The organism is Sorangiineae bacterium MSr11954 (assembly GCA_037157815.1).
Classification (GTDB): Bacteria; Myxococcota_A; Polyangia; order Polyangiales; family Polyangiaceae; genus Pendulispora; species Pendulispora albinea.
In genome coordinates this window covers 9,753,242-9,770,712 of record CP089984.1, presented here as the reverse complement: position 1 = coordinate 9,770,712, position 17,471 = coordinate 9,753,242, and the positions used below count along the sequence as shown (strand labels likewise).

The 17,471-nt window shown below is 65.5% G+C and carries 13 protein-coding genes; 4 read left to right on the top strand and 9 right to left on the bottom strand.

Annotated elements, in window-relative coordinates; genetic code table 11:
* Nucleotides 1-510: 510 nt before the first annotated feature.
* Nucleotides 511-2,532: a hypothetical protein gene (locus tag LZC94_38120; protein WXB13640.1), complete on the bottom strand. Its 2,022-nt coding sequence runs from the start codon at nt 2,530-2,532 to the stop codon at nt 511-513.
* Between the two features lie 862 nt (nt 2,533-3,394).
* On the opposite strand from LZC94_38120, the gene LZC94_38115 reads away from it, so the two are divergent.
* From LZC94_38115 to LZC94_38105, 3 genes are all read left to right on the top strand, one after another.
* Nucleotides 3,395-5,473: a LysM peptidoglycan-binding domain-containing protein gene (locus LZC94_38115; GenBank protein WXB13639.1), complete on the top strand. Its 2,079-nt coding sequence runs from the start codon at nt 3,395-3,397 to the stop codon at nt 5,471-5,473.
* Nucleotides 5,474-5,564: 91 nt separating this feature from the next.
* Nucleotides 5,565-7,730, top strand: coding sequence for a DEAD/DEAH box helicase (locus LZC94_38110; protein WXB13638.1), 2,166 nt, complete (start codon nt 5,565-5,567; stop codon nt 7,728-7,730).
* A 127-nt stretch (nt 7,731-7,857) separates the two neighbouring features.
* The gene (locus tag LZC94_38105; GenBank protein WXB13637.1) at nt 7,858-8,295 is read left to right on the top strand and encodes a hypothetical protein; all 438 of its coding nucleotides are present in this window, start codon (nt 7,858-7,860) and stop codon (nt 8,293-8,295) included.
* 26 nt (nt 8,296-8,321) lie between these two features.
* Here the strand turns inward: LZC94_38105 and LZC94_38100 are convergent, their stop codons facing one another.
* The 8 genes from LZC94_38100 to LZC94_38065 all read right to left on the bottom strand — a co-directional run bounded on the left by LZC94_38100 (nt 8,322) and on the right by LZC94_38065 (nt 16,517).
* Nucleotides 8,322-9,761, bottom strand: coding sequence for an outer membrane protein transport protein (locus LZC94_38100; protein ID WXB13636.1), 1,440 nt, complete (start codon nt 9,759-9,761; stop codon nt 8,322-8,324).
* Nucleotides 9,762-9,945: 184 nt separating this feature from the next.
* On the bottom strand, nt 9,946-11,001 hold the full coding sequence (locus LZC94_38095) for an ABC transporter ATP-binding protein (GenBank protein ID WXB13635.1): 1,056 nt from the start codon (nt 10,999-11,001) through the stop codon (nt 9,946-9,948).
* Nucleotides 10,992-11,765: a sulfate ABC transporter permease subunit CysW gene (gene cysW, locus LZC94_38090; GenBank protein ID WXB13634.1), complete on the bottom strand. Its 774-nt coding sequence runs from the start codon at nt 11,763-11,765 to the stop codon at nt 10,992-10,994. Before cysW ends, LZC94_38095 begins: the two co-directional genes overlap by 10 nt.
* Nucleotides 11,762-12,601: a sulfate ABC transporter permease subunit CysT gene (gene cysT / locus LZC94_38085; GenBank protein ID WXB13633.1), complete on the bottom strand. Its 840-nt coding sequence runs from the start codon at nt 12,599-12,601 to the stop codon at nt 11,762-11,764. The genes cysW and cysT overlap by 4 nt, the downstream gene beginning before the upstream one ends.
* Nucleotides 12,602-12,603: 2 nt before the next feature.
* Complete coding sequence (locus tag LZC94_38080; protein ID WXB13632.1) at nt 12,604-13,626, bottom strand: sulfate ABC transporter substrate-binding protein; 1,023 nt, start codon at nt 13,624-13,626, stop codon at nt 12,604-12,606.
* 11 nt (nt 13,627-13,637) lie between these two features.
* A complete protein-coding gene (locus LZC94_38075) occupies nt 13,638-15,173 on the bottom strand; it encodes a porin (GenBank protein WXB13631.1) in 1,536 nt (511 codons plus the stop codon).
* 135 nt (nt 15,174-15,308) lie between these two features.
* On the bottom strand, nt 15,309-15,854 hold the full coding sequence (locus LZC94_38070) for an RES family NAD+ phosphorylase (protein WXB13630.1): 546 nt from the start codon (nt 15,852-15,854) through the stop codon (nt 15,309-15,311).
* Nucleotides 15,855-16,082: 228 nt separating this feature from the next.
* Nucleotides 16,083-16,517: a DUF2384 domain-containing protein gene (locus LZC94_38065; GenBank protein ID WXB13629.1), complete on the bottom strand. Its 435-nt coding sequence runs from the start codon at nt 16,515-16,517 to the stop codon at nt 16,083-16,085.
* 596 nt (nt 16,518-17,113) lie between these two features.
* Here LZC94_38065 and LZC94_38060 point away from each other — a divergent pair.
* Nucleotides 17,114-17,467 carry a hypothetical protein gene (locus LZC94_38060; protein ID WXB13628.1) on the top strand — a complete coding sequence of 118 codons (354 nt, stop codon included), beginning with the start codon at nt 17,114-17,116 and terminating at the stop codon, nt 17,465-17,467.
* The last annotated feature ends 4 nt before the right edge of the window (nt 17,468-17,471 follow it).

Genomic DNA, 17,471 nt, shown 5'->3' with positions numbered 1-17,471 from the left:
GGTGCCCGGAAAAATCGCGGGCGCGGGCACGTCTTCGAGATCGCGCACGACACTTCGAAGGAGATACCCGTGAGCTGCTCGCCAGCCCAATTGCAGATGGGGAAGCATCGACCGTCGGCCGTCACTGCCCCTCGAGTCACGCAAGCTTTGGATAAACGATCGAGCGAAGCAAGAGAGGGACATGTGTGATGAGGTTGTCGATGTCGACGAAAGGGAGATGATGGGCTGCAGGTCGTACCCATCGATCTCTCGAGAATTTCGCTGGATTTCATGATGACGGGATCGCTTCGAACGCCCCCGCGGCGCGAATACTTTTTTGCACCGGCGTGGCATTTTTTCCCGTCCGAGGGCTCGATCCTCGGTAGCTCTGTCCGGCACGTGGAGGGTCTGGCCTTCGACGCGAAGGCCGCTGTGCCCGACAAAAAAGGCGCTCCGGTTCGCCAAATGCAAAAGAGGCCGCCCCGGGAAGGGCAGCCTCTTTTGCTCATCGTGCGATGTTTGGATATGCGGTTACGGGCAGCCGCCGGCCCCTTCGCCCGCGGCCTTGTCCTGCTGCTGCGTGTCGGTGGTGCCGCCATTGGGGACGGCGTTCGGGCCCGACATGGAGACGTTGGCGGGGGCCGCGGGGCACGCTTTGACGTCGCCGGAGTTGGAGACGGAGTAGCAAAGGGTGCCCTTGGAGGACGCCGTGAGCGAGCCGCCCGGCTTGACGTCGACCGTGATGCTGCCGCCGGCGACGGAGGCCGTGACGGAGTAGTTGCCCGGCGCCACGTCGACCAGCACGTGCTCGGCGTCGGCGGTCTGGCGAACGGTGTAGCGCGCGGACGCGGTGGTCGCGGTGTCGGGGGCGTCGCCCGGGAAGAGGACGACTTGGTTGCGTGCGCCCTGCATGTGGACACCCACCACATTGCCAGCGGCCACGTTTCCGTCCTGGGACGAGAGGCGCGTTTGTGCGGAGCTCGCGGCCTCGGCGTTGACGACCGTCAGCCACTGCTGCTCGGCGCCGGACGAGTGCTCCTCGAGGCGCACGACCCCGCCGGGCAAGGTCACCGACTTCACGCTCGCGTTGCGCGGGAGCAAGGTGTTCAAGGTGCCGCCGGGGGTCGAGATGCCGAAGCTCTTGATGGCGGAGTCGATGAGGTTCTTCGGGGTGGCGGGCAGGTGGAACGACATCCACTGATCCGACGAGCCATTGCCCACGCTGGTGCGATCGAAGAGCACGAAGGTGCCGGGGCGCACGTAGACGAGATCGCGGGTGAAGTTCTTGATCGAACCGCCCTTGTACATCTGCTCGACATCGGTGGCGCGGGCGCGAACGTAGACGCCGCCTTCCTCGTAGCGATCGACGCGGGTCTGCGCCTGATCGGGGCCGGCCGAGGATTGCCCGGGGTTGTTCGGATTGCTGGAATCCTGAACGAAGAACGTATTGTACAGGACGCGCGGCGCCGACTTGCCCCACGCATCGCTGTAGACGAAGGTCTCACCGGACGTGCCGGCGACCTGCGGGATCCAACCGGCGCCGTTCACCAGCAGCGGCTTGTCGCCCACGGTGACGCTCAGGTTGCCCTGATTGAACATCTGCTCGCCCGAGTCCGGCGCGTTGATGTACGTGCCGCTCTGGAGAGCTCCCCACACGGCGTCGTTCTTCCACGAGGAGCGCATGGCCACGTGGCCGGGGCCCGACGCCAGATACGACAGATTCGCGTCTTGATACGGGACCTTGGCCGCCGACGGATCCCAGTAGAGGAACGACTGCCACGGGGCGCGGTCGTCGTTGGTCGCGATGATGTCGGCCGCGAAGGCGCGGGCGCGGGTGGCTGCGCCGTCGCTGAGCTCGCCGAGCACGGTGGCGATGGTGGTCATCAGCGCCGCCGAGGGCTTGATGTCCGTGCCCGAGCGCACCGTCCCTTGATCGTCCATGTGCTTGAGCGACGGCCACGCGAAGTACGATATGTAATTGGCTTGATCGCGCGCTTGCGGTACTTCGCTGATCCAGTCGAGGTTCTTCGCGGTCTTCACCGCCCAGAGGAACTCCACCACGTTCCGGACCGCTTTCGGACCATAACCCCAGCCCTCCGGCCAGCCGCCGCCCACCATCGATTTCTGGAAAGCGGGTTTGACGAGCTTACCCCACAGCCTCTGACTGACGTCGGTGAAGTACGTCCCTGCCTTGGAGTTGTCACCCTCGGTGGCCAGCGCGGTCGCGGTCTTCGCCAGGAGGTATCCGACGAAGTAATTTCCGATGGGCTGATTCCTGCTGAAGCCGGAAGTGTCGTACCAATCGACCCACGCGTTGAGTGAATCGATCACGCGCTGTCGCGTGGACGACGAGAGCGCGGGATAGAGCCAGTCGTAGCCGACGGCCATACCGACTCCGTAATTGCGTATCCCATATCCCGAGTCCGTCGAAGGTGATTGCCCACCCGAACCTGCGGGTGTCGACATGGCCTCGAGGAGCCGCGATCCTGCCTCACCGTATTTTTGCTGGGCCGCGGAATCGTTGGTCACGCGGTAGCACAGACCGAGTGACATGATGGGTGTAATGTATTCTTCGCCTTGATATCCCTGTCCGACGTTCGGCGCATTGGGATATGCCTGTCCGCTGGGCGGATTCATCGTCGCGCCCGTCAGCGAATCACACTTTTGCTTGAGCGGCGCCCACGCGGCATCATTCGCCGCCACTCGCGCCTTCAAACGCGCCAAAAGTGGCTGCGAAAGAAAGAGTCGTGCGGCCGGACGAGCGACCACCTGGTCATTCGTGATTTGGCTCGCATTGCACTCGCGATCCGACGAACTACCACTGGAGGACGAGCATCCAGAGGCGAAAGTTGCGGTAATGATGCACGCATAGGCGAGCATCGACTCCCCCGGGAGGTTCAACTTCATATCTCTACGCAGCTCCGTTGCAGTTAGTAGGCCGCGAGCAGTCGGGACTGCGGTGAGGGTGCGTCCGACCTGTAGGTGCCCGGGAGGGGATTCACGGGCGGGGGCACATCTTCAAGGTCGCGCACGACGCTTCGAAGGAGGTACCCCTGGACTGCTCGCCAGCCCAAATTGCAGATAGGAGAGCTTCGACCGTGGCCGTCGCTGCCCCGTGAGTCGTACAAGCTTCCTGTAACGACGTGAACGAAGCAAGAGAGGGAGATCTGGTATTAACGTCTACAGTGTCAGAATGCACAGATAATCACCTACAAGTAGCACTGGCCAATTTTTCGAGAATTTGACGTTGTCGCACCAAGATGCGATGCCTCGGAGCATGCTCCGACGCGGAAGATTTTTTTTGTGTCCGCTCGCCATTTTTATCTGCGCACTCGGTCCTACTTTCACGCCATTCTCTGCGCAAGTTGCCTTGGCGGGCCCCGCGGACGCTGCTGCACGATCCAGTGGCAGCCCCTTGCCGACCCTGGGAAAGGGGCTCTCGCCCCCCAAACGTGTGGCCAAGGCCCCCGATTCGAACGCGGGCCCGAAGAAGGGTGGAGGAGGCAGCGGAGCACCGGCCCGTAAGCCGGCGAACGGCGCGAGCGGGCGCGGGAAAGGTCCCGCTGTCAAATCGGCAACGCGCACACCCGATGTGAATGCGCGAAGGCAAGTGGCGGGTGGTTCCACGAGCGACGATGTCGCCGCGGGGTACGAGAGCACGGAGCTCCGCACCTTGCACGAGGCCGAGCGCGAGCTTTTTCCGCCCGCCTCGCCGGTACCCGGTACGAGCTGGCCCGCGGAGCTGGGATCGCCGCTCAGCGCAGCGCCGGAGTATCCGCACGTGCACGCGTCGGGGCTTCCGCCCGCGCCCGTTGCGAGCGCGCCGCCGTCGGCCGAAGGGGGAAGGGATCTGTCGTGGATGGCGGACCTTAAACTGCCGGATTTCCCCATTCGATGGGATCCGCGGGTGGTTCGTTACCTCGAATTTTTCAAAGACGATCCGCGCGGCCGAACCATGCTCGCCATCTGGTACCGGCGCTCGGGGCGCTACCGTTCGATGGTCAGCCGCGTGCTCCGGCGCAAGTCCGCGCCCGAGGATCTGTTCTGGCTCGCCATGGTGGAAAGCGGCTTCGATCCGGCGGCGCGCTCGCCGGTGGGGGCGCTCGGGCTCTGGCAGTTCATGCCAGAGACAGGGAGACAATACGGGCTCCTGCAAGATCGCTGGGTCGACCACCGCCTGCATCCGCAGCTGGCCACCGAGGCGGCCGCCGACTTTCTCAACGATTTGCACCGGCGCTTCGGCAGCTGGGAGCTGGCCATCGCCTCCTACAACATGGGCTACGCCGGCATGCTGGCGCTGGTGCGCAAGTTCAATACGAACGACTTTTGGACCTTGTCGCGGCTCGAGGGCGCGCTGCCCTGGGAGACGACGCTCTATGTGCCGAAGATCATGGCCGCGGCCATCGTGGGGCGAAACCTCGCGGTATTTGGCATTTCGGAGGACAAGGTCGAGCCTGCCGTCGCGTACGACGAAGTGGCGGTTCCACCGGGCACCGCGCTCTCCTCGGTGGCCTCGGCCATCGGGGCTCCAACGAAGGAAATCTCCGAATTGAATCTGGAGCTGCGCGCGCAGCGGACGCCGCCTCTGGACCCGAGCGATCCCAAACCGGATCCTGCGCGTCCGGGCGAAGCTCTGGCCGCGATCGGTTATCCCGTGAAGGTGCCGGCCGGAAAGGGCGTGGTGCTCGCGCAGAATATGGCCAAAATCAAGAAGAACTTCGTGGCGCCCGAGCGCTATGTCGTTCGCTTTGGCGAGAGCTTGGAGCAGATCGCGAGCGCCCGCAGCATCGCGCTGGCGAAGATCATCGAGCTCAATGGCATCGCGCAAGGCGAGGTCGTCCGCGGTGGGACGGTGCTCCTCCTTCCGCCCGGAAAAGGTGGAGGATCCGCGCCTTCGCCGGCTTCCTCGGGGCCGGCGGCGAGCTCGGGGGACAAGCCGGTGGTCATCGTTCCCTCCGACGTCTTCGTCTATCCGGATCGGCGCCGCGTTTTTTATCGCGTGGTGACCGGCGATACCCTGCGCGACGTGGCGGGCACCTTCCACGTCTCCGTCGACGAAATCCGCCGCTGGAACGAGATCGATCCGGTGGGGCGCCTCCAAGAGGGAATGACGTTGCAATTGTTCGTTCCGGCCGACGCCGATTTGAGCAAGGTCATGGTCCTGTCCGAAAACGACGTGCGCACCATCGCGGTGGGCACCGAGGACTTCTTCACGTACTGGGAGGGCCAAAAAGGGCGCAGGCGCATCACGGTGGCCGCCAAAGCGGGCGAGACCATCGAAATGATCGGGCGCCGCTACGGGGTGACCCCGGCCTCGATGGAGCGCATCAACCGCAAAAGTCGCAACGAGGGGCTCAAAGAAGGGGAGGTGGTGGTCGTCTACCTGCCGCCCAACTCCAAGTCCGCCGATCCGGGCGCCAGCGCGATCGATCCCTTCGCCGGCGAGCCACTCGGCCCGCTTCCGCCCGCGCCCGCTCCCAACGCGCTGCCCTGAACGCGCTGGCGGGGGGGTTCGCGGGGGCGGGGATCCTGCATTTGTCGATTGTGGGGAGCACGAACCTACGAACGCGTGCTAGGTAGCCGCGATGCAAAAGCCCGACTTCGCCGAATTGCTTGGACCCGCGCTCGCGAGCGCCATCGAGCAAAGGGGCTTCACCGCGCTCACCGCCGTGCAACACGCGGTGCTCGATCCGGCCCTTCGCGGTCGCGATCTGCGGATCAGTTCGCAGACGGGGTCCGGCAAGACGGTGGCCATCGGCTTCACCCTGCGCGACGCCATGGAGAACGCGGGCGATGCGACCACGCCGCGCAATGGAGTGGCGTCGCCCTTGGCGTTGGTGATCACGCCGACGCGCGAGCTCGCCAAGCAGGTGGACGAGGAGCTCTCGTGGCTCTACGCGCCCCTCTCCATCAAGGTGGCCTCGGTGACGGGCGGGAGCGGTTACCGCGACGAACGCCGTGCCTTCGCCGCGGGGCCCGCGGTGATCGTGGGCACGCCAGGGCGGCTGCTCGATCATCTCCGCCGCGGGAGCATCGACGCCGCGGCGATCCGAACGGTGGTCCTCGACGAGGCGGACCGAATGCTCGATTTGGGCTTCCGCGAGGAGCTCGAGGGGATCCTGGGTTTTGCGCCCACGCCGCACACGACGCACTTGGTGTCGGCAACCTTCCCGCACGAGGTTCGGGCGCTCGCCAACAAAGTGCAGACCGATCCGGTCTCCGTTCAAGGGACGCCGCTCGGGACCGCCAACGCGGACATCGATCACGTGATCCACTTGGTGGATCTCGCGGACCGCACCTCGGCCGTCATCAACCTGCTCCTGTCGAATCCCGACGCCAAGACGTTGATCTTCGCGCGCATGCGCTCCGAGGTGACCGAGATCGCGAAGGAGCTCCGGTCGGCGGGGTTCTCCGTGCGGCCGCTGTCCGGTGAAATGGAGCAGCCGGAGCGCAATCGGGCGCTCGGCGATTTCAAGCGGGGCGTGCTGCAAGCGTTGGTCGCGACCGACGTGGCCGCGCGCGGCATCGACGTGCAAGACGTCACGCACGTCATCCACGTGGAGCCGCCGACGGACGTCGATTCGTATACGCATCGCAGCGGGCGCACCGGGCGGGCGGGGCGCAAAGGGACCAGCTCCGTGCTGACGCCGCCGTCGGGGCTTACGCGGACGACGGCGTTGCTGCGTCGTGCGGGGGTGCGATCGCGGATCGAGGCGATTGCGTCCGCGGACGAGATTCGTGCGCAGCGGCAGGAGAGGCTCTTCGTGGAGTTGTCGGCGGATGATGCGTCGGGCGCGGAGGCGTCGGCCGTGAACGATGCGCCGTTGGGCGCGGACGGCGCGCGTGTGAGCGATGCGTCGGGCGCGGAGGCGTCGGGCGCGGACGGCGTGGGCGATGGTGCGGCGAACGCGGGGGCGAAGGATGGCGTCGCGCTCGATCCGCGCTGCGTGGCGTTGGCGGAGCGGCTGCTGCAGGCGGGGGCAGGGGCACGTGCGCTGGCGCGTCTTCTCGCGCGCGTCGGGATCTCGGGGCCTTGTGAGCCGCGCGAGATCCGGCGCCATATGCCGCCGGAGCGCCCCTCGCGCGCGGGCGCAGCGCGCAGGTCCGAGCGCGATGGCGCGCACCGCGACGGCGATCGCCGCCGCGAGGCGCGTCCGCGGGTGGCACGCGAGCGGGCGGGCGAGGGCGGATGGGTCACCTTTCGCGTCACCTGGGGCGGCCTTCACGGCGCCGACGCACGCCGTCTCCTGGCGATGATGTGCCGCCGCGGCGGCATCCAAGGCAGCGACGTGGGCGCGATTGAAGTCGCCAAGACGCACTCCTTCGTGGACATCGCCCAAGACGCCGCCGTCACCTTCGAAGAGGCCACGCGCGCGCCCGACCCCCGCGATCCCCGCGTCACCATCCGCCGCGAAGGCGAAAGGCCCTCCCGCGCCGCGCCCGCGAAAGCCACGGCGCCGCACGGCGGAAAGCCGCCCGCGAAGCCCTTCGCCGGCGAGAAGCATCCGAAGTCGTTCGCAGGCGATACGCACGCACGCCCGCGAACCGCGGACAAGCCCGCGAAGCCCTTCGCCGGCGAGAAGCACACGGCGAAGTCGGTCCCGCACGAGAAGCCCGCGAAGCACTTTTCATCGCCAAAACGGAGCCGTCACCAAGACGGCGCACCCGCACCGGCGAGCTCCGGCCCCAAGTCGCACCCCGCATCCAAGGGTTGGTCCGACCACGCACCCAAGCGCCGCGCCGCCCGATAAGCTCGAAGGCTCGAGCAGGGCCAGCGCTCGAACGCTCGCGACCGAAGAAAATGACGGATCCATGGAAGGTGGATACGCTCGTCCGCCTATCGTCGTAAGAACCGCCTGCACCGGAGGTGTCGAGACCATGCGATTGCTTCGCCGTTCGTCCTCGGTTGCTCCCGCCGTCGCCGTCCTCTTCGCGGCCTTCGCCCTCTCCGCCTGCGGCGGCAGTTCCCCGCCTGCCCCCATCGAGACCACCCTCGAGCACAGCCCCATGCGCGCCATCGCGCTCGCCGAGTGGTGCGACGTGCTCACCGCGAAGATGTGCGATCGCGCGGGCGCGTGCATCGCCGCCTCCGCCGCGGTCGAGGGCGGCGCTCGAACGGTCACCGACGGGTGCATGCAAACGGCGCCCACCAGCTGCATGCGCGGCCGCACGGCGACGACACCGTCCGGCCACATCGCCGCGGAGCTCGCAGATTGCTCGAGGTGGATCGACTCCCTCGCGTGCGAAGGCTTCCTCACGCAGGTCATGCGGCGCACCGAGTGCCAAGCCCACGTGCCGGCCCCCACCTCGCTGTAGCCGGCTGGCCTTGGCGCCGGTGTGCCCTAAAACTTGTAGTTTACACCCACCCCGAACACGTTCGCGCTCGCGCTGTACGTCCCGCCGTTGATCGACTCGGTGGCCGTCGGGTTGCCGCGCACGGGGTTCACCCGAGGCACCGCGGCCTCCGCCGGCGACACCTCTTGGTCCTTGGCGAAGATGCGCGCGTAGACGGCGTCGAGCCTCCAATGGTTGCCCACGTGGAGCGAGCCGCCGAGCGAGGCCGTGTACTTGTCGAGATCGATCGTCAGCGCCGAGAGGTACGGCGCAGGGACGGCGCTCTGGTCGTAGTTGAAGCCGGCGCGGAAATCGATCTTGTACTTCTCTTTGATCTGCACCGTGTACTGCGCGCCCACGCGGAACGAGTTGCTGTCCTGAAAGCCTCGCGGCAACGTGATCGAGGGGACGTTGTAGGGCGAGGGGAAGCCCGTCACGTTGTTGAGCGCCACGTTCTCGGGGTAGACGTCGATGCGGTCGTGGATGCCCCAGAACTCGCGCACATAGGCCACCTCCGCGCGCAGCGCTTCGATCGGGCGCACCTCGACGCCGACGCGGAAGATGCCGGGCAGCTTGAACTTGACCTTGACGTCGTCGCCCGACACCGACGCCTTGTCGAACAAGACCGCCGATGGAAGGCGCACCTTGAGCGAGCCCGGTGCGTTGACCCAGATCGGCAGGTTGTAACTGACGCCGATGCGCACGTGCTTGTCGGGGACGAACGTCGCACCTACGTTGGCCGTTGGGCTGATGATGTTCGCTTTGAGCTGGCCCTGCGCGTCGTAGTTCGGATCCTCCGGGGCGCCGATGAGACGGTCCGCCGGGTTGGCGTTGAAGAAGATGGTGCTCGTGAAGGCGCCCACCAGCGCGCCCACGCCGATGCCCAGCCGGATCTGTTCGATGGGCTTGTACGCAAACCATGCGCCGATGCCCACCAGCGCCGAGCCGTCGAGGGAGATGAGCGAGTAGCGCTGCGGCGCGGGCTGCCCATCGACCACGGTGGGAAAGCTCGAGAGCGCGGTATATGGCGCGTATACCGCTCCCGCGAGGGTGAACTCTTTTCGCTGCCCAAAGTTGTAGGAGCCACCGATCGTGGGGATCGGCAGGATCGGCGACTTCCCTTCGACGGTGGGAAACTCGTAGACGCGCACGGTACCTGCGGCGTCCACCACCTGTGTCTTGCGCGTGAACTCGCTGCGATGATTGAGCCACGCAAAGTCCACCATGAGGCTCGTCCCCGCATCGGCGAGCCCGGCGGGGTTGTACCAAATAGCTCCGATGTCATCGGCACCTGCGATCCATGCGCCGCCGCGGCTTAGCGGCTTTACGCCCCGGTCGGAGAAGTAAAGACCGCCCGCCTGCGCCACCGAGGAATCGAGCGCCGCGTCAATGACGATGAACCCGACGGCAAGCGCAAGCGCCTTTGCGGCTCTACGACATCGATTCATTAACTCAGGCTAACATCATCGACGCGCCCGCTGGCTAATTGATTCGTACGCGAAAAGTCACCTATCAAACGATGACGCATGGCGGCGAAATCGCACGACCGTCCAATCTGGAATGGTGGCCGGCCTAAACGAAATCGCGATTGGAATGCTCGAATCCAATGAACGCCGCAAAACCGACTTTGCGTCAATCGACGAAAAGGCGATGTGCACGCACACGTACTGAGACCTGCGCATCCACCTCGAGAGGCACCGTTTCGAGCAGCTGAGCCTCGAGCGACAAGCCCCCTTGGGTGAGTAAATCGACCCTTATCAGGGGGCCCGTGTTGCGCACCCGCCGCACGGTGGCGACCAGTCCGGAGTCCTCGTCGCGGTATCCGCCCGACTCCACGGCACGCAGAAGCTCGAGATCATGTGGACGAATGACTACCGTCGCCTTGCGACCATCGACGGCGCCGTTCGCGGAGCCGTTCAAGGTGAGGGTCAGATCGGCGGCGCGCACGCTGCCCGAGCGAATGACGCCCTGCACGACATTGGCATCGCCTAGGAACGTGCTCACGAACGCGCTCGCGGGCCGGCAATAGACCTCGTGCGGCGTGCCCACTTGCTCGAGCACACCGTGGTTGATCACCGCCAGCCGATCGGCGACCTCGATGGCCTCGTCTTGATCGTGCGTCACCAGGATGCTCGTGACCTTGAGCTCCTCGTGCAGCTTCTTGAGCCAGCGACGGAGCTCTTTGCGCACCGATGTATCGAGGGCGCCAAAGGGCTCGTCGAGCAGGAGCACCGCGGGGTCGACGGCGAGCGCGCGGGCCAGGGCCACGCGCTGACGTTGCCCGCCGGAGAGCTGCGTGGGGCGGGAGGAGGCCAGGTGCTCCAGGCGGATCAAGGCGAGGAGCTGGTCCACGCGCTTGCGGATGTCGGCCTCGGGGAGGCGCGCGCTGCGCTTTCGAACGCGCAGACCGAAGGCGATGTTCTCGAACACCGTCATGTGCGGAAAGAGGGCGTAGTGTTGGAACACGAAGCCGACCACGGGCTTACCCCCGGGGTCTTTCGTGCCGACGAGCACCTCGCCGGAGTCGGGCGACTCGAGCCCGGCCACGATGCGCAGGAGGGTCGTCTTTCCGCAGCCCGAGGGGCCGAGCAGGGCCACGATCTCCCCCTCTTCGACCTTGAGATCGACGCCGCGGAGCACCGGGTGTTTGCCGAAGGACTTGTGAACACCAACGAGCTTTACTTCCATATGCTCCTCGCGACGAGGTTGACGAAGGTGACCCCCACGAGCAGGGACGAAACGGCGAAGGCCGCCGCGAACGCGTAGTCGTTGTAGAGGACCTCGACGTGGAGCGGCAGCGTGTTGGTCGACCCGCGAATGTGCCCCGACACCACGGAGACGGCGCCGAACTCGCCCAGCGCGCGCGCCGTGCAGAGCACCACGCCATAGGTGAGCGCCCCGCGCACCCGCGGCAAGGTGATCCGCCAGAAGGTCGTCCAGCCCGATGCGCCGAGGAGCATCGCCGCCTCCTCTTGGTCGGCCGACTGCGCTTCCATGGCCGGCGCGAGCTCGCGCGCCACCAGCGGGAAGGTGACGAAGGCCGTGGCGAGCACGATGCCGGGTAGCGCGAAGATGACCTTGATGTCGTGGCGCTGCAGGACGCCGCCGAAGAGCCCCTGGCTCCCGAAGAGGAGCACGAACACCAGGCCCGCCACCACCGGTGACACCGTGAGCGGCAGATCGATGATGGCCGCCAGAAACCTCTTGCCGGGAAAGGCAAACCGGCTGGTGACGTACGCCGCCGCCACGCCGAACACCGTGTTGAGCGGCACCACCAGCGCGATCACCGTCAGGCTGAGCACGATCGCGTCGCGCGTGTCGGGCTCCTTCAAGGAGTCCACATAGGCGCTCCAGCCGCTGGCGAACGCCTCGTGAAAGACCACGTAGAGCGGCACGCCGAGCAGCAGCGCGACCAGCGCGAGCGCCAGGGCGATGAGCAGCACCCGGATCATGTGTGATCTCCGCCCACTTGAATGGCGCCTTGGAGGCGGTGCAGGAGGATCAAGAGCCCGAGCGACAGAAGGAGCATCGCCGCCGCCAGCGCGGTGGCCCCCGCGTAGTCGTATTGTTCGAGCTTGCTCACGATGAGGAGCGGCACGATCTCCGTCTTCATCGGCATGTTGCCGGAGATGAAGACCACCGAGCCGTACTCACCCACCGCCCGCGCGAACGCCTGCGCCGCACCGGATACGATGGCCGGCAGGATCAGCGGAAAGGTGACGCGGCGGAAGATTTGCGTGCGGGTCGCGCCCAGCGATGCGGCCGCCTCCTCCAGCTCGATCTCGACGTCGGCCAGCACGGGCTGAACCGCGCGCACCGCAAAGGGGAGCCCCACGAAGACCAGGGCGACCGTGACCCCCAGCGGGGTGAAGGCGACGGGGATCCCGCGCTCCGCCAGGTGGCGTCCCAGCACCCCATGCTCCGAATAGGCGGTGGTGAGCGCGATGCCCGCCACCGCCGTGGGGAGCGCCAGCGGAATGTCGATCAGCGCCTCCATCAGGCGCTTTCCGAAGAAGTCGTAGCGAACCAGCACCCACGCGATCAGAAGCCCCGCGACCGAGTCGATGATGGCCGCGAGGATGGCCGCGCCCACGCTCAGGCGGAACGCGGCCAGCACACGTGCCGAGGTGAGCGCGTCCCAGAGGGCGCCCAGGCCGAGCGCCTGCGTCTTTCCGAACAGCGAAGAGAGCGGCACGATGACGATGAGCGCGAGGTACAGCAGGGTAAAGCCCATGGTCAGGCGAAACCCCGGCAGCGTCTTGCGCTGAACTCGAGCCGCGGCGATCATCGCTATTTAGGCTGGTAGATCTGGTCGAAGATGCCGCCGTCGGCGAAGTGCACCTTCTGCGTCTTGGTCCAGCCGCCGAAGGTGTCGTCGACGGTGAAGAGCTTCACGGCCGGGAAGCGCGCGGCGTACTTGGCGAAGACGGCGGGGTTGCGCGGGCGGTAGTAGCGGCGGGCCGCGATCTCCTGACCCTCGTCGCTGTAGAGGTACTTCACGTACTCTTCCGCCTGGGCGCGCGTGCCGTGCTTGTCGACGTTCTTGTCGACCACCGCCACCGGCGGCTCCGCCAGGATGCTGGTCGACGGCACCACGATCTCGAAGTTGTCCTTGCCCATCTCGTTGATGGCCAGCAGCGCTTCGTTCTCCCAAGCGATGAGCACGTGTCCGATGCCGTGCTTGACGAAGGTGATCGTCGCGCCGCGCGCGCCCGAGTCGAGCACCGGGACGTTGCGATAGAGCTGGGTCACGAAGTCGCGCGCGGCCGCTTCGTTGCCGCCGTTTTGCTTGAGCGCGTAGCCCCAGGCCGCCAAGTAGTTCCAGCGCGCACCGCCCGAGGTCTTCGGGCTGGGCGTCACCACCGACGTGCCCGGCTTGAGCAGATCGGGCCAATCCTTGATTCCGCGCGGGTTGCCCTTGCGCACCAAGAAGACGATGGTCGAGGTGTACGGCGAGCTGTTGTTCGGCAGGCGCGACTGCCAGTTGTCGGGCAGGAGCTTACCGCGTTCGGCGATCTCTTGAATGTCGTAGGCCAGCGCCAGGGTGACCACGTCGGCCTCGAGGCCGTCGATCACCGAGCGCGCTTGCTTGCCCGAGCCTCCATGCGATTGACGGACGGAGACGGACTTGCCCGACTTTTGCTGCCAGTGCTTCGCAAACGCCGCGTTGTACTCTTGGTAGAACTCCCGCGTAGGATCGTAGGAGACGTTGAGCAAGGAGCCGTCGCCCGCGAGCGCAGATTGGGCCACATAGGCCAACGTGATCGCGAGCACGCCGATGAGGAGGAGACTGTTTCGGACGATTGGCTTCATGGTGGCTTCCCCTAAAAGGCGACTTGGTTGCGAAGTAGGAAGACTTGTTCGAGGTCGCGACGCCCGCCTGCCGCCGAGGCCCCTCCCGAGCGGAACTCGGTATAGAAATAGTCACCGGTCACGCGATAATTCCTCGTCAGGTACCAATTGAGCCCGGCGCCGAGCTCCGATGCGGCCCGTGCGGATCGGGTGTCGAGCGAAAAATCGTTGTACGAGTCGCGATCCATCTCGACCCCGCCATAGCGTGCCACCAGCTCGATGGCGCCCACATGACCCTCGGAGAGGTCGAACGGATGCTTCGGAGCAATCCCTTCGAACCTGGCGTCTTCGCCGGTGAGCGCAAGCACCCCCGTGACGCTCCACGCTTGGTGCGTGAGGAGCCTCGATGAGGCCAGGCGCGCCACGCGCTGTTGTGAGGCGACGTATTCGCCGAGGAGCGCGAAGGGGCCAATCGGCACGTAGATGTGGCCGGTGAGCCGGTTGTGAACACCGGCGGCCACGGCCGTCGAACCCGCGGGCGCGGTGGCCGAAGCATCCGCGATGTACGAGTAAAAGACGTTCTGCCCAGTGGTTCGGTACTGGGGAAGGTAGGGGTTGGCGGCCGTGCCCGTCTTCTCGCCGCGCGTGCCCGCGATGCCGATGAAGAACCCCGAGAGCAGCGGGGGCGGGACGTCCTTCAACGTGCTCGCGAAGGGCCGCGCATAAAGGTGGACCGTGACCTCCTTCGAGTCATCGAAGTCGACATCGCCCGTGGCAGCGCCATCGACGACACCGTTGAAGAGGCCCACCGAGTAACCGAGCCGGTTGCCGAAAAGATCGCCGTGCACCGCCACGCCCACGTCGCGCGCGGGCACGAACGATGTCGGCAAGCCGCGCTCCACGAAGTACGTGGCCTGCTCGGCCTGCAGCCGCTCGAGCCCCACCGACGGCTTGAACTTGCCGACCGTTACCGCGAACTCGTTCGCGGCCCGGGCGTCGACATAGGCATCGGTGAGGAGCGTCTGCCCGCCGCCGAAGTCGGGCATGAAGCGCGCCGTGAAGTTCTTTCCGAGCGTGGCATCGAGGATGGGGCGCGCGCGCCGGACGATGAACGTGTCGGTCAGCTTGTGCTCATCGTTGACGAAGATGCGCCCGTCGACCTGAAGGACACCGCGCAACGCCAAGGTGTTGGCCCCATCCGCCGATGTTACGGCCAAGCCTCCTGGGCCCATCTTGACGACGGCGCGCGCCTTCTCTTTGGCCGCTGCCGCCTCCTCCATGAGCTCGAGCTTTCGCATCGCGATCCGCGAGCGCTGATCCGCTTCGTCGAGCCGCTCCTCCAAGTTGGCGATGGCCGACTTCTCGACGGGAGCGCCGCCCACAGAAGAAGAAGGCGCCGGGCTCGCGCTCGAAGGAGGAGGAGCGGGAGGAGGAGGCGCAGGCGGAGTTGCCGGGGCTGGCGCTCCAGTAGACGGAGGAGGTGTTCCAGCAGAGGGCGGGGCCGGTGCCGGAACTACGGGCTCAGGAATCGGCTGCTGCGCCTCCGCCGCCGACGCACGCAGAATCATGACGCCAGAAAGCGTGAAAATCGCGAAAACACCGCGACCTCGTGCCGCGATAGGGGACCCCATAGTGACGGCAGAGTGGAGCGAGAGCGTTGTCTCGTCAAGACGTAACTGTGTCTATTATAACGAAACTCTCTGCTATCTCTTTTTCGACGAAGCTCGGGTCCGGGTGCCCTTCGGTAACTTGATGACCTTTGGCGGAGTGGGCGGGGGCGCTGTCGGGCGACGAAGCCGCGGATCGAACCCGAAAGGTTCCGGCAACCCCACGGCAACACGTTCGAAATCCGCGTGTGCTGGATTGACCAAGTAGTTCATTTCCGACGGGATAATGGCCGACGGTACCGCGAGCACTGCGCTCGAGCCGCGTACCACCCAGTCGGTTCCAATGTCCTTCAACGCATCCGGTGCAGGGGTCGCCCGCCAGTTCCGTGGCAACTTGGTGACGTCGATTTGCTCGAACGACACCTCGTCCGGAACCGCGGCGCGCAGGCATACGAGATCGCCGGGGAGCTCATTGACATCGACGTGGACGAGCATCTCCAGCGCCGCGAGCGCAAGGCTTCCACCGCAGTACGAGATGCGGGTGCCCTTGCGGTTCCAGCGTCCGCCGGCGAGCTTCGCGCCCTCGCCGCTGAACGCCGTCGTTCCATACTTGCGACGGCAGATGCGCCAGAGAATGAGCATGAGGTGAGAAAAGAAGGCGATGCGAGGAAGAAATGAAACAAAGGAGCGGGCCCGATCGAAGTCAAAGCCTTCGCGAGCAACGCGATGCTAAACGAATCGCTCAACGATAAACGTGTGAACGAGAGAAACGCGTTCGAAAAACACGAACGAAAACAAGAACGCGAAACACGAACACGAAGCGTGAACACGAAACGCGAGCACGAAACGTGAACGGGCGCGCGCGCGGCGCTAGCTGAACACGCCGTGCTCGACCCGCACGAGCACGTCTTCCACGGCTTGTGTTCCGATGTCCGTATCCAACAAATCGATGGGTCTGTCGCCGCCGAGCGCGCGATTTTCCGCGAGCAGCCAGCTTCGTGCGCGCGTTTCGCTTCCCAATATTTCGGTGGCCCGCGTGGCGACGTGCGCGAGGCGGAGCACCCGTTCGGATTGAAGCGCATCGAGCCGCTGCGATTTTTTTCTTCGTGAGAGCGTGCGCTTGGGGAGCTGCAACGACTTGGTCGTGGCGTCCACGGATAAATCGAGCTTGCGGGTGATCGCTTCGAGCGCTTGATAGGGAAGGCCCTCACGGACCAGGGGAACGAGCTCGAATCGCGAGGTAACGGTTCGACCGAGCACCTGCTTGCCGCCCAGGAGCTTGGTGAGGGCTTCTACTCGTGCCATTGGTGGATCCCTGCCTTGTGGCACACGCTAGCATGCCATCTGGCAGGTGGCCGCCCTTTCGAAGCGCGATTTTCCCCCTGGTTTTTTGAGGTCGGGGCTCTGCGGGACCTCCCGGGTGCGCGCCGGGTGGCCTCGCGAGCCCCGCCACGCGATAGGTCGGTACCTTCTCGAGCTCGGCTCATTTTGGGGGACCAGATGAGCTACGACGCACGGGGCGAACGCGGCGATGGATGGCGGATTGGCATGGATTCGTGCCGCGGCGTGGATCCGCACGAGAGACCGTTTCGCGCGACATGTCGCATTTTGCGTGAGCTCGATGGCGCGTCAATTCGATGGCGTTGGATCACGACCGGAAGGGGGTGAAGAATTTCAGCCATCGTCGAGTTTTATAGCCACTTTGGGGAACGGCTCGCTTCCCTCGAAGAATCGGAGCGATCGCGTACAGACCATTTCCACATCGTGGATGGAAGCTCCAATCGCAGTAAAAATAAGCGTTTGCATGATTGTATGAGGCTGACCTTCATGCCATCTTGCCAAGTCCGTCGTCGACGACTTGCTTGGGTTGGCGCGCTCAAAGGAACGGGTCAAATCGCATCTTGATGGTCGAGCCGCGGGTCACGAACGTGAACGAAGAGCAAACGCTTTTTCGGAGAGTCCTCGCCCTCTGCGGGCTCTCGCCTTTGTTGGGTCCTGGTACGTTGCGCCGCGCCTTGAAGGACGTGGGAGCCGACCCCGAAACGGCGACGATCGACGATTATTACCGAGCCATTCCCCGGCTGGAGGCGCGGCTCCGCGCGTTCCTTTCGGAGAGCGAGGCGGCGCAGCGCGCGCGTACCATCGCGCTGCTGCGAAGACAGATCACGATGGGCGAGAGCTTCGCACCACCACCTTCTTCCGAGGAAACGGAAGTCGTTCCAAGCTCTCGCGAGAGGCAGAAGACGACGCGATGAGGGG